The sequence below is a fragment of the Tautonia plasticadhaerens genome, from assembly GCF_007752535.1.
Taxonomy (GTDB): domain Bacteria; phylum Planctomycetota; class Planctomycetia; order Isosphaerales; family Isosphaeraceae; genus Tautonia; species Tautonia plasticadhaerens.
In genome coordinates, this window is record NZ_CP036426.1 from 3,569,674 (window position 1) to 3,582,165 (window position 12,492).

Sequence of the window (12,492 nt, forward strand, 5' to 3'; positions counted from 1 at the left end):
CCGATCTCCGGGTCATTCGCCGTCCCCGGGCCCCGCGCCGATCCCCTCGACGGCGTGCTCGGCCGCCCGGACGACGTAGTTGTTCGGGTCGTCGAGGGCCCCCCGGATGACCTCCTCGGCCGGGGAGGCGAGGCCGTCGAGCCGGTCGAGGACGTTGATCGCCCGGAGGCGGACCCACTCGTTGTCGCTGCCCATCGCGTCGACCAGGGCGGGCATCGCCTCGTCGACCCTCCCCAGCCGGGCGAGGGCGTCGGCGGCGGCCACCCGGACCCAGGGGGCGGGGTCCTCCAGGCTCGATGCCAGCCGATCGGCGACCGGCAGGGCCGAGTCCCCCCGGATCGCCAGGCCGGTGGCCCCCCACCACCGGACGGCCGGGTCGGGGTCGTCGAGCAGGAGGGCCAGGTCGTCCACGTCCGACGGGTCCCCCCGGCCGGCCAGGTCGGCCGCCTCGGCGATCCGGCCGATCGGGTAGCACGACGGGTCGGCCCGGACGGCGTCGTAGGGGGCACGCTCGCCGAACCGGGTCCTCAGGTCCGACTCGGGGAGCAGGCCGAGGTCGACGACCTCCAGTTGCCATCGGCGGTGCTCGGCGCGGAGACGTTCGAGGATCTCCCGGTGCTCGGGGGAGGAGGCGAGGTTCTCGACCTCGGACGGGTCGAGCCGGGTGTCGTACAGCTCCTCGACGGGCTTGGACAGCGTCATGAAGGCGGCGGCCCCCCCGGTCAACTCCCCCGAGTCGGCCAGGCGCTGCCAGTCCCGCATCGTGGGCATCTCGTACATGTAGCTGATGTGTTGGTGGTGGAAGTAGGGCAGGTGCGGCAGGTAGTTGCGGATGTACGTGTATCGTTTATCCCGGACCATCCGGATCAGGTCGTAGCGCTCGTCCATGCGGTCCCGGAAGCCGAAGACGAGGTCCCGAGGGCCGGCCTGCGAGTCGCCGAGGAAGGCCGAGCCCTGCATGTGGCCGGGGATCTCCAGGCCGGCGAGGCTGAGGACGGTGGGCGCCAGGTCGACGAAGCTGATCAGCCGGTCGGTCGTCTCGCCGGGGGAGCCCGGGGAGAGCCGGGCGTACTTCTCGGGGAACCGGACGATGAAGGGGACCCGGGTGCTGGAGTCGTAGAGCCACCGCTTGCCCCGGGGCATGCCGGCGCCGTGGTCGGAGTAGTAGAAGACGATCGTGTCGTCGAGCAGGCCGTCGGCCTCGAGCTGGTCGAGCAGGGCGCCGACCTGGCCGTCCATGTAGGTGATCATATCCGCGTATCGGGCCCAGTCCCGGCGGACGGCGGGGGTGTCGGGGTGGTAGGGGGGGACGGTCGCCCTCGCCGGGTCGTGGAACATCCCGGGGGAGAAGCCGGCGACCCGCTCCCGGTACTGGTCCTCGGGCAGCCGGATCTGGCTCTCGTGGCTGGTGGTGAAGTTGAAGACGGCGAAGAAGGGCTGCCCCTCGGCCCGGTCCCGGTAGGTGGCCGTGTCGCTCGACTCGTCCCAGGTCCCTTCCGGGGTCGGCAGGTTGTAGTCGGTCTTGGAGTTGTTGGTGCAGTAGTAGCCGGCGTCCCGGAGGTACTCGGGGAACATCCGGACCCCCTCGGGCAGCGTCCCCCGGCAGCGCATGTGCTGGGAGCCGATCGAGGGGGGGTACATGCCGGTGATGATGGTCGACCGGGCGGGGGCGCAGACGCCGATCGTGGCGAAGGCGTGGGTGTACCGGACGCCCTGCGAGGCGAGGCGGTCGAGGTTCGGCGTCACGGCGTAGGCGTCGCCGAAGCTGCCGAGGTTGGGGCTGATGTCCTCGCAGGTGACCCAGAGGATGTTGGGCCGGTCGGCCGGGGTCCGGGACGCCCCCAGGCCCGGGGCCGGGAGGGCGGCGAGCAGGATCGGGATGAGGCAGGACGATCGGGGCGTCATCGGGTCGGTCCTCGGGGGGCCGGATCGGGGCGGGTCGGTTCGGGCTTTGCGTGCCTCGCGAGGGGCCGCTCGCGCGAGCTCGACGCCGGGCCCCTCCCCGGGAGCAGGACTATCAGAACGCCCGGGCCCGGGCAAGGCGCCGCGGGCGTTGCCCGGGGGCCGGGGGGGATATAGATTGGAGTGTCGAGGCGCGACGCGACGGCCATGCCGTGCCCCGCGTCGCCCTCCCCCCGACCGAACCACCCCCGACCCGGGACACGCCCATGTCCGACCCCGCCGAGCCGCAGTTCGAAGCCGAGGACGTCGACGGCGCCACCGTGGCCCGGGTCACGGCCCGGGAGATCCGGCACCCCGACGTGGCCGTCGCGCTGGGGGCGCAGCTCCGGGGGCTGGTCGAGGAGCACGGCCGGACCCGGATCGTCGTCGACCTGCACGACTGCCGGTACCTGAGCAGCACCGGGTTCGGCGCCCTGCTGAACCTGGGGAGGCTGCTGAAGCAGCACGACGGCAAGATGGCGATCTGCCGGGTCCACCCCGACGTCCGGGTCGGGGCCCGGATCATCGGCATGGAGCAGGTCTGCGCCTTCTTCGACCACGAGTCGGAGGCGATCGCCCACGTCTCGGCCTGACCCCCGGGCCGGGCGCCCGGCCGGCCCGACGGCGGTTGACACGCCCCCGGGCCGACTGCACGATGGACGCTCCCACCCCCCGAGGAGCATCCCGTGAACCTGCCCCAATCGCATCTCCCTGGCCGCCTCGCCTCGTCGTGGCTGGCGACGGCCCTCGCCCTGTGGGCCTGCCCGGCGGTCGTCGCCCACGACGGCGAGGGGGACCACGACCACGAGCCCCGGGCCGTCCCCCCGGGCGAGCAGCACGCGCCGTCGGCCATGCCCGACCGGATCATCCTGACCTGGACCGGCGACCCCAGCCGCTCCCAGGCCGTCACCTGGCGGACCGACGCCACCGTGCCCCGGGCCGTCGCCCAGATCGCCCCGGCCGACGACGGCCCGGAGTTCGTCGACGAGGCGAGGGAGGTCGAGGCGACCACCGAGGCCCTGGACACCGACCTCAACCGGGTCCACTGCCACACCGTCGTCTTCGAGGGCCTGGAGCCGGGCGAGGACTACCTCTACCGGGTCGGCGACGGCGTGAACTGGAGCGAGTGGATCCGGTTCAAGACCGCGCTGGACGAGCCGGCCCCGTTCTCGTTCATCTACTTCGGCGACGCCCAGAACGACCTGAAGGCCCACTGGTCCCGGGTCATCCGCCAGGCCTACTCCGACGCCCCCCAGGCGAAGTTCCTGCTCCACGCCGGGGACCTGATCAACCGGGCCGACGCCGACGCCGAGTGGGGGGACTGGTTCCGGGCCGGCGGCTGGGTCAACGCGATGATGCCCACCATCGCCACCCCCGGCAACCACGAGTACGGCCGGAGCCTGGACGACGGCCGGGCCCTCTCCGGGCACTGGCGCCCCCAGTTCGCCTTCCCCGAGAACGGCCCCGAGGGGCTGGAGGAATCGGCCTACTCCCTGGACTTCCAGGGCGTCCGGTTCGTCTCGCTCAACTCCAACGAGAAGCAGCAGGAGCAGGCCGACTGGCTCCGGGGGGTGCTCTCCGACAACCCCAACCGCTGGACGATCCTCACCTTCCACCACCCGATCTACTCCGCCGCCCGGGGCCGGGACAACGCCGACCTCCGCGCCCTCTGGCAGCCGATCATCGACGAGTACGCCGTCGACCTCGTCCTCACCGGGCACGACCACACCTACGCCCGGAGCGGCCTGATCGCGGCCGAGGAGAACCTCCCCGAGGGGGCCCGGGCCCGGACCGGGGAGGCGGGCACCGTCTACGTCGTCTCGGTCAGCGGGCCGAAGATGTACGACGTCGACCGGGAGGACTGGATGAGGAGGGCCGCCGCCGACACCCAGCTCTACCAGGTCGTCAGCATCGACGGCCCGGTGCTCATCTACCAGGCCCGGACCGCCACCGGGAAGCTCTACGACGCCTTCACCCTCCGCAAGCAGCCCGACGGCCCCAACCGGCTGATCGACGCCATCCCCGACGAGCCCGAGCGGCTCCGGGCCGAGGAGCCGGCCGAGGACGCCGCCGCCGCCGGCGCCTCGAACTGACCGACGGGCCGGCCGGACGCCCCTCCCACCCCGGACGCCCCCGGCACGGCGATTGCTCCTGGAGCGACGCTGCCCGCGCCCGGGGGCCGGACGGCCCCCGGGCGCGGGCCCCTCGGCCGCCCCGGGGCGTCGACGCCCCTCCCACGGCCTCCCGGCCGGGCCCCGGGGCCCGGCCCCGACGCGACCCGGGCGGATCCCCGGGATCCGCCGCCTGCGCCGATCCTCCCGAGCAGGATTGAGGAGATCGGTCGAACCGACCGGATCGGCCGGGCGCCCGAGGCGGCCGGCCGGCCCGGCCCCTCGACCCGGGCCGATCCGGATCGGCCCGAGACGCCCCCCCGGAGGAATCGACGCCATGGCGCGAACGAACCGCCCCTCGAACCGCCCGAACCGCTCGTCCCACGCCCTCGGGGCGACCGTCGCCCTGACCGGGCTGGTCCTCTACCAGGCGGGGGCGATCGACGCCTCGCCCGGCACCCCGGCCCCCCAGGACGCACCGGCCCCCGCCTCGGCCGAGGCCGAGATCCCCGTCGCCCCCCCCGACGACCCCCCGGCGTCGGCCGTCGACGCCCCCCCGGCCGACGCCGGGGACGGCCCATCGGCCGACGCCCCGGAGCCCGCCCCCGTCGACCCCGGGGTCGCCCCGGCCGGGGCCGGGATGGACGAGGCCGAGGTGATCTCCCGCCTGGAGCGGATCATCCGGGCCAACCGCGAGGAGCTGGAGAAGCAGGAGGCCCTGCTCGACGACGGCCCCGAGTCCGAGTATCGCCGGGCCGAGGGCGAGCTCGGCAAGCTCGACGACGAGTTCGAGGAGGCCCGGGAGGCGTTGCAGGCCGCCCTCGACGCCGGGGAGGGCGGCCGGGCCGCCGAATTGCAGCAGACGCTCGACGAGCTGGGCCGCCGCCGGGCCCTGGCCAAGGACCGCTTCGAGCTGGAGATCCGGGAGCGGAAGGCGGCCAACGAGCAGGTCGACATCCTCTCGCAGACCATCGCCGCCGACGAGCGGCAGCTCCACGAGCTGCTCGGCGAGGAGACCCCCGGCCCTCCTCCCGGGGCCGACGCGGCCCCCGCATCCCCATCCCCGGAGGCCTCGGGAAGTCCCGCCCCCATCCCCGCCGAGGCCGAGGCCGCCGCCGCCCCCCCCGCCCCGGCGGGCGGGGCGACGGCGGCCCCCCCGGCCCCGAGCCCGGGGATCCCCGGGCTGCCGGCCCCGGAGGCCGACGCCACCGGGGCCCAGGCCCAGGCCCAGGACTCGGAGCAGCCCAAGAGCGAGGAGGTCGTCAAGGCCCAGCAGGAGGTCCAGGCCAAGACCGCCGCCGCCGAGCAGGCCGAGCGGCGGACGCAGTCGCTCGACGAGCGGCTCGGGCTGATCGACCGCAACATCGCCACCATCCGGGAGCAGCTGGCCACCTCCCAGCGCAAGTACGACAACGCCCGGCAGACCCGGGACCTGCTGGCCTCGGAGTTCCGGGACAAGTCCCTGGCCGACACGCCCCAGGCCGAGCTGAGGCGGCTCCGCGCCCGGATCGACGAGGCCGAGGACGCCGTCCGGGAGGCCACCGGCGAGGTCCGCGACCGCACCGCCCGGCTGGAGCAGCTGAGGGACGAACGCGACCTGATCCTCGACGCCCGGGAGGCCGTCTCCCGGGAGGCGGCCTCGGCCCGGGCGGAGCTGCAGTCGGCCCTGGACACCCTGAAGGTGGCGAGCAACCCGTTCTCCGCCCGGAACGTCTCCCGGTGGGCCTTCACCCGGGGGCCGGGGATCCTGATCATCGTCTTCGGCGCCGCCCTGCTGATCTGGGTGATCAACCGCCTCGACCGACGCCTGGTCAAGTGGATCGCCGACCGGAGCACCCGGGGCTCGCAGGCCGAGCGCGAGGACCGGGCCGCGACGCTGGTCACCGTCTTCCAGAACGCCGCCACGGCGGTCATCGTCATCGGCGCCTCGATCATGACCCTGGACCAGGCGGGCATCCCCATCGCCCCGATCCTCGGCGGCGCCGCGGTGCTCGGCCTGGCCATCAGCTTCGGCGCCCAGAATCTCGTCTCGGACTTCTTCTACGGCTTCATGATCCTGCTGGAGAACCAGTACAAGCTCAACGACGTGGTGAAGATCAACGACCACTCCGGCCAGGTCGAGCGGATCACCCTGCGGATGACGGCGCTGCGGGACCTGGAGGGGAACCTGCACTTCATCCCCAACGGCCAGATCAACGCCGTGATCAACCAGACCCACGGCTGGTCCCGGGCCCTGTTCGACATCGGGGTCGCCTACAAGGAGGACGCCGACCACGTGATGGAGGTGATCATGGAGCTGGGCAAGGAGCTGAGGAAGGACCCGAAGTTCCGGATGTTGATCCTGGAAGACCCGACCATGCTCGGCGTCGACGCCTTCTCGGACTCGGCCGTGATGATCAAGTTCTTCATCAAGACCCGCCCCCTGCAGCAGTGGGCCGTCAAGCGGGAGCTGCTCCGCCGCATGAAGCGGCGGTTCGACGAGCTGGGCATCGAGATCCCCTTCCCGCACCGGACCGTCTACCACCGTTCCGACGACGAGGGCTTCCGCCACGTCATCGTCGAGGCCGACCGCGGCCTCGACGGCGGGAACGGCCCGGGCTCGGGCCCGGGGAACGGCTTCTCCCGCTGAATCCGGCCTCCCCACCGAGCCGGACCCCCGGGCGGCCGCCCGGGGGCCGGCTCTCCGCCCGATCGACGACGAGATCCGGGATCAGTCCCCCGAGTCGGGGTCGTACCGCGGGTTGGGCCTCGGGGGCTGGGCCCCGACCGACTCCCGCCAGGAGGCGAGCCGGCCGCGCAGCTCCTCCGCCTTCTCCGGCATCGCCGAGGCCAGGTCGTCCGCCTCGCCGAGGTCCTCGGCCAGGTGGTACAGCTCGACCCGATCGTCCTCGAAGAACTCGACGAGCTTCCAGTCCCGGGCCCGGATGGCGGAATAGGGGGTGGCGCCCCCGGGGTGGTAGTGCGGGTAGTGCCAGTACAGGGCGTCCCGGTCGAGCGTGGCGTCGGGGTCCCGGAGCAGGGGGACCAGCGACCGGGCGTCGGGCAGTTCCCCATGCCCGACGGCGCCGGAGACCTCCAGGGCGGTGGCGAACAGGTCGGTGCTGATGACCGGCTCGTCGCAGGTCGTCCCCGGGGGGACGACCCCCGGCCACCGGGCGATCATCGGCACCCGGACGCCCCCCTCGTAGCTCGACCCCTTCCCCTCCCGGAGCGGGTGGTTGTCGGTGACGTCCCGCAGCTCCAGGCCCCCGTTGTCGGAGGTGAAGAGGATCAAGGTCTGTTCGGCCAGCCCGAGGCGGTCGATCGCCCCCACCACCCGGCCGACGGCCTCGTCCATGCTGTGGACCATCGCCGCGTACACCGGATTGTCATGCCGCACGCCCGGCGTAATCTTCTCCCGGTAATGCTCGACGAGATCTTCTTTCGCCTGGAGGGGCGTATGAACGGCGTAGTGCGGCAGGTAGAGCAGGAACGGCCGGTCGGCGTTGGCCTCGATGAACCGGACGGCCTCCTCGGCGAGGCGGTCGGTGAGGGATTCCCCCTCGGGGCCGTCGTCGAGGGTCGGGATCTCGTAGGGGGAGAAGTAGCTTGGCGGCGACCCCTTGCCATATCCAGCGACGTTCTCGGTGAACCCGTGGTGGTCCGGCCACCGGCCGGGCTCGTCCCCCAGGTGCCACTTGCCGACGCTCGCCGAGGCGTACCCGAGCGGCGCCAGGGCCTCGGCCATCGTCACCTCCTCGAGGGGGAGGTACTCCGTCCATTCGGGGGGCCGGAGCTTGGCCTTCGGCCGGTCGTGGCCGTGGATCCAGTCGGTCAGGTGCAACCGGGCGGGGTACTTGCCGGTCATCACCGCGGCCCGGGTGGGGGAGCAGACGGTGCAGGCCGCATAGGCGTCGGTAAATCTCATCCCCTCGCTCGCCAGGCGGTCGAGGTTCGGCGTCTCGTACAGGTCGCTGCCGAAGCAGGCCAGGTCGGTCCAGCCGAGGTCGTCGATGAGGATGACCACCACGTTCGGCGGCCGGTCCCGGGCGTTCGCCGTCGAGGAGCAGAGCAGGGCGAACAGGCAGAGCGTCAGGATCCGGTGGGTCATGGAGCGGGCTCCGAACGGTTGGAGGACTCGGGAGTCCTCCCCGGGAGGAGGGCCCTCGGCGTTTCGTCAGGACCGGCCGAGGATGGAATCGACGACCCAGCATCCCCGGATGTGATTGTGTCTCGAGCGGCAGTGCGAGAGGACCGGGTCGAGGTCGCAGCCCGCGGCCTCGAGGGCATCGCCCAGGATCGGCATGCGGTCGAAGGCCCGGTCGCGGTCGATCGCGAGGGCCAGCCCGGCCGCCTCGGACGTGATCCAGTTCGGTTCAAAGGTGATCGGGCGGAACGGGTTGCCGAACAGGTCGCGGAGGTCTCGGCACTGGCGACGCCGCTCGATCCGGGGGTTGGTGAACGACCGGCACCGTTCGCTGCGGGCCAGGCCGAACGTGTTGTCGACCACGTCGAGCAGCCCCGCGTCTCGCCCCTCGGCCTCCGTCCAGCAGGCCCCGGCCACGGCCAGCGAGGCGGACTCCCAACCTCGGAATTGCCCGGAGGCATCGGTATCCGAGAATTCAACGTATGCCCCGTACGCCACCCGCCGGGCCTCCTGCAACTCCGCGAGGCTGGCCATCCCGTCGGCGAACCGCTCGGCCGTGTCGAGGGCCGACCGGACGTCATCGTCCGGCAGCAGGTCGAGGAAGCGACGGCAGCAGGCGCAGGCGAACAGCCGCAGCTTCCGATCGCTGGCCCCCTCCCCGAGGAACTCGAGCATCCTCATCGGTATGGTGCACGACTCCCATTCGGCCTCGGTCATCAGTCGCCCTCCGAGACACCCCCCCACTCCCGTCCGCCTCGCCGGGTCGCCCCCTCATCCCTGCCCTCGGGGGAGAGGCCAGGGGAGAGGGGAGCAATCAGTCGGGCGATCGGACGGGACGGGGTCAGGCGGAGGCGAAGGAGTCGGGCTCGTTGCCGGCCTTCCACTTGATGTTGCAGCCGAGGCTCGGCTTCTGCTCGCCCGACACGTCCCGGCCCGAGAGGACGGCGTCGACGGCGGCCCTCAGGTCGTCGCCGGAGGGGGGGATGTCGTTGCCGGGCCGGCTGCCGTCGAGTTGACCCCTGTAGACGAGCGTCCGGGAGCGGTCGAAGACGTAGAAGTCGGGGGTGCAGGCGGCCTTGTACGCCTTCGCGGCCGACTGGTCCTCGTCGTAGAGGTAGGGGAAGGTGTAGCCGACCTCGGCCTTCTCCCGGGCCATGTTCTCGGGGGAGTCGTCGGGGTGCGTGGTCACGTCGTTGGAGCTGATGCCGACGACGGCGGCCCCCCGGGACTGCAGCTCCTCGGCCAGGTCCCGGAAGGCGTGCCGGACGTGCTTCACGTACGGGCAGTGGTTGCAGATGAAGGCCACGACCAGCGCCGGTGCGTCGCCGAAGTCGGCGAGTCGGATGGTCTTGCCCTCGGTGTCGGGCAGGGCGAAGTCGGGGGCCTCGGTGCCCAGGGGGAGCATGGTCGAGGGGGTCAGGGCCACGGTGCGTGCTCCTTCGGTGATGGGCGAGGTCGGGCCGTCCGGGCCCGACGCATCGGGGCATCCCCACCGTAAACCAAAGCCGGGCCCCCCGGTAGGGGTCGCCCTCGCCCCGCCGGGCGGGTCACTCCGGCCGGAGCAGCGTGCGGAACTCCGAGACCGGCAGGGCCCGCAGCAGGCCCAGCACCAGGAGGTACGCCGAGGCGCCGCCGAGGACGGCGGCCAGCACGTGCCAGCGGGCCAGCAGCAGGCAGGCCGGCACCATCGCCGCCGAGGCGAGCAGCGGGGCCCCCAGGTGGTGGTGCCAGGCCGGGGCCCGGCCCTCGACCCACAGCCGACGGTAGCCGCAGGCCGTCAGCAGCAGGCCGACGACCACCACCGAGGCCGACGCGCCGACCAGGTCGAATTGCAGCCGGAGGGCGGCCGTCAGCGGGCCGATCACGACCGCCGCCCCCAGCAGCATCCGGACCCCGGCGGCCTCCCGGTTCAGGGCGATCAGCGCCGTCTGGTAGAGGAAGGCCAGCGTCAGCAGCGGGATCCGCCAGGCGCCGACGGCCAGCAGGACCCCGGCCCCCCGGTAGTCGGGGCCCAGCAGCAGGGCGATCAGCGGCTCGGCCAGCACGGTGGCGCCCACGGCCATCGGCAGCAGGACGAGCATCAGCACCCGGACCATCCCGTCGAGCGCCTCGCGTCCCTCGGCGGCCGCCCCCCGCCAGGTCCTCGCCAGCATCGGGAAGACGACCTGCCGGAAGATGATCCCGAAGGTCAGGGCCGCGGTGACGATCCGGTGCGGGGCCCCGTAGAGCCCCACGTCGGCCCACTGGCTCAACACGCCCACCACCAGCAGGTCGGCCGAGCCGATCACCGCCTGGGAGATCTGGATCAGGTAGACCGGCCGTCCCTTGCGGATGATCGTCCGTAGGGCCCGGGTGGCCCGCAGGGTGGGCCGGGGCAGGCCGTAGGACCGGACGTAGCAGGCCCAGACCAGGGCGATCCCGACCAGCTCGCCGCCGACCAGGCAGATCGGCACCCAGACGATCCGGGAGGGGTCGATCACCCAGAGGCCGACCCCGACCGCGTAGATCGCCGTCCGGATCAGCAGCGAGACGGCCACCAGGCCCATCCGCTCCAGGCCCCGGTAGACGAAGTCGAGCCCGATGGCCGTGGTCAGCAGCAACAGGCCGTAGAGCACCAGGATCCGCCGCTCGGTCGGCTCGGAGAAGCAAACCGAGCCCACCACGACCAGCCCGGTCAGCAGCGCCGCGGCCAGGCACCCCCGGATGGCGAGGATGTGGTTGACCAGCGGCCGGATCAGCCGGGGATGCCGGGCGATCTCCCGGGTGGCGATCACGTCCAGGCCTTCCCGGACGAGCAGGACCAGCCAGAAGACCACGTTGAAGGCGAACTCGACCCGGCCGTAGCCGGCCCGGCCGAGCCGCTGGGCCAGCGCCAGGGTGACGACGACCGAGAGGGCCCGGCAGGCGACCTCCGCCGCGCTCAGGGCGGCGAAGTTCCAGGCGATCCGCCGGGAGGACCCCGATCCCCCAGGCCCCTCGGCGGGGGAGGCGCCGGGGGCCGGGATCGGTCCGGGTCCCGGCCCGGGCCCCGGATCGGGGGCCGGCGGCCGGGGGGCCGATCGGGGCGGTCGGGCGGTCCTCGGCGAGCTCGACGTGCTGGGCATGCGCGATCGCACTTCCCTGGGAGCCGGGCGGCGGTCGTCCTTGATCCGCCCGTCGGGTTCGCCCGCGACCCGAGGAGCCCTCGGGGACGCCTCGTCCTCCCTCCCGATCGCATCGGGTGGGGGGGGAGGCGTCCGGCCCGAGGCGAGAGACACGGGGCTCGCTCCGTCCGGCAAGGGGGGGCGGGGCCCGGTTCGACTCGTCGAGGGATCGGAGGGCCCCGGGATGCGGTCCGGGCATCCTAGACCGGGCCGTGATCACCGTCAATCGAAGGTTCGGCCCGCGGGGGCCCCGGACTTGAACCGGATCGCGGGGAGTCCCGCCCCCCGAGGGCCCCGGGCCGGTCACTTCACTCCGGCCGGGTCATCTCGAAGAGCACGCCGACCGAGACGGTCAGCTCCTGCTCCCCCGGGGAGACGGGGACCGACTCGGCGGCCATCATCATGGCCCGGCCCATCATCGGCTGCGGGGGAGGGGGGGCGAAGCCGCTGTTCTCCGTGACCTGAATCGGGGCGCCGAGCACCATGCCGAGCTCTCCGCAGAGCTGCTCGGCCTTGCGGCGGGCGTCGGCCACGGCCCGCTTGCGGGCCTCGTCCAGCAGCTTCTCCGACTGCTCGACCCGGAAGCCGATGCCGTTCATCTGGTTGGCCCCGGCGGTCACCACGGCGTCGAGCAGTTCCCCCAGCTTCGCCAGGTCCCGCACCGTGACGCGCACGGAATTGGTGACGCTGTAGCCGATGATCCGGGGGGTGAACCCCTCCTGGCCTTGCTGGGCCTGCCCCGGCTGGGGGCGGGGGGGCTGGGCGTACCGGGGGCTGAGGTTGACGTTGGTCGTCTGGACGTCCTTGGCGGCCACCCCCCGGCCCTTGAGCTGCTCGGTGAGCGAGGCCATCGCCTGGTTGCCCTGGGAGAGGGCCTCGCGGGCGGTCTGGGCCTCGGCCACGACGCCGACGTTGATGTCGGCCACGTCCGGGGCCGCCGAGATCTTCCCCTGGCCGGAGACCGACAGGGTCCTGCGGTCGCTCATCCCGTCCTCCTGGGCCGAGGCGGCCAGGGTCATGCCGAGCAGGGCGAAGGCCATCGCCATCGCCGGGATCGTCGTCTCCGAGTGCATCGTAACCGTTCCTCCCTGGGAATGAGTCGACCGGACCGGATCCGATCGGAATCGGCCCGCCCCCGGCGACACGGCCGGGCCCGATTCCTCCCCGATCC

Annotated in this window: 9 protein-coding genes; 3 read left to right on the forward strand and 6 right to left on the reverse strand. The window is 73.0% G+C overall.

Features of this window, described 5'->3' with window-relative positions:
* Positions 1–12 precede the first annotated feature (12 nt).
* On the reverse strand, positions 13–1,905 hold the full coding sequence (locus ElP_RS14215) for a sulfatase-like hydrolase/transferase (RefSeq protein WP_145270330.1): 1,893 nt from the start codon (positions 1,903–1,905) through the stop codon (positions 13–15).
* A 263-nt stretch (positions 1,906–2,168) separates the two neighbouring features.
* Between ElP_RS14215 and ElP_RS14220 the strand changes: the two genes are divergently transcribed.
* From ElP_RS14220 to ElP_RS14230, 3 genes are all read left to right on the forward strand, one after another.
* Entirely contained in the window at positions 2,169–2,534 is a 366-nt protein-coding gene (locus tag ElP_RS14220) for an STAS domain-containing protein (protein ID WP_145270332.1), read from the forward strand.
* 93 nt (positions 2,535–2,627) lie between these two features.
* Positions 2,628–4,034 carry a purple acid phosphatase family protein gene (locus tag ElP_RS14225; protein ID WP_231749707.1) on the forward strand — a complete coding sequence of 469 codons (1,407 nt, stop codon included), beginning with the start codon at positions 2,628–2,630 and terminating at the stop codon, positions 4,032–4,034.
* A gap of 355 nt (positions 4,035–4,389) precedes the next feature.
* The gene (locus ElP_RS14230) at positions 4,390–6,681 is read left to right on the forward strand and encodes a mechanosensitive ion channel domain-containing protein (RefSeq protein WP_145270334.1); all 2,292 of its coding nucleotides are present in this window, start codon (positions 4,390–4,392) and stop codon (positions 6,679–6,681) included.
* An 81-nt stretch (positions 6,682–6,762) separates the two neighbouring features.
* Here ElP_RS14230 and ElP_RS14235 read toward each other — a convergent pair whose 3' ends face one another.
* The 5 genes from ElP_RS14235 to ElP_RS14255 all read right to left on the reverse strand — a co-directional run bounded on the left by ElP_RS14235 (position 6,763) and on the right by ElP_RS14255 (position 12,394).
* A complete protein-coding gene (locus ElP_RS14235; RefSeq protein WP_145270336.1) occupies positions 6,763–8,142 on the reverse strand; it encodes a sulfatase in 1,380 nt (459 codons plus the stop codon).
* Positions 8,143–8,208: 66 nt separating this feature from the next.
* A complete protein-coding gene (locus ElP_RS38075) occupies positions 8,209–8,895 on the reverse strand; it encodes a hypothetical protein (RefSeq protein WP_197446983.1) in 687 nt (228 codons plus the stop codon).
* Positions 8,896–9,019: 124 nt separating this feature from the next.
* Positions 9,020–9,604, reverse strand: a complete 585-nt coding sequence (locus ElP_RS14245) for a thioredoxin family protein (RefSeq protein WP_145270338.1) — start codon at positions 9,602–9,604, stop codon at positions 9,020–9,022.
* A gap of 121 nt (positions 9,605–9,725) precedes the next feature.
* On the reverse strand, positions 9,726–11,282 hold the full coding sequence (locus tag ElP_RS14250; RefSeq protein ID WP_231749709.1) for an oligosaccharide flippase family protein: 1,557 nt from the start codon (positions 11,280–11,282) through the stop codon (positions 9,726–9,728).
* 347 nt (positions 11,283–11,629) lie between these two features.
* Positions 11,630–12,394, reverse strand: coding sequence for an SIMPL domain-containing protein (locus ElP_RS14255; protein WP_231749711.1), 765 nt, complete (start codon positions 12,392–12,394; stop codon positions 11,630–11,632).
* Between the last annotated feature and the right edge of the window lie 98 nt (positions 12,395–12,492).

What these genes read in the sequence shown, in the direction of transcription:
- ElP_RS14255 (WP_231749711.1), bottom strand. Translation starts at nt 12,394, where the DNA reads ATGCACTCGGAGACGACGATCCCGGCGATGGCGATGGCCTTCGCCCTG.
- ElP_RS14250 (WP_231749709.1), bottom strand. Translation starts at nt 11,282, where the DNA reads ATGCCCAGCACGTCGAGCTCGCCGAGGACCGCCCGACCGCCCCGATCG.
- ElP_RS14235 (WP_145270336.1), bottom strand. Translation starts at nt 8,142, where the DNA reads ATGACCCACCGGATCCTGACGCTCTGCCTGTTCGCCCTGCTCTGCTCC.
- ElP_RS14230 (WP_145270334.1), top strand. Translation starts at nt 4,390, where the DNA reads ATGGCGCGAACGAACCGCCCCTCGAACCGCCCGAACCGCTCGTCCCAC.
- ElP_RS14215 (WP_145270330.1), bottom strand. Translation starts at nt 1,905, where the DNA reads ATGACGCCCCGATCGTCCTGCCTCATCCCGATCCTGCTCGCCGCCCTC.
- ElP_RS38075 (WP_197446983.1), bottom strand. Translation starts at nt 8,895, where the DNA reads ATGACCGAGGCCGAATGGGAGTCGTGCACCATACCGATGAGGATGCTC.
- ElP_RS14220 (WP_145270332.1), top strand. Translation starts at nt 2,169, where the DNA reads ATGTCCGACCCCGCCGAGCCGCAGTTCGAAGCCGAGGACGTCGACGGC.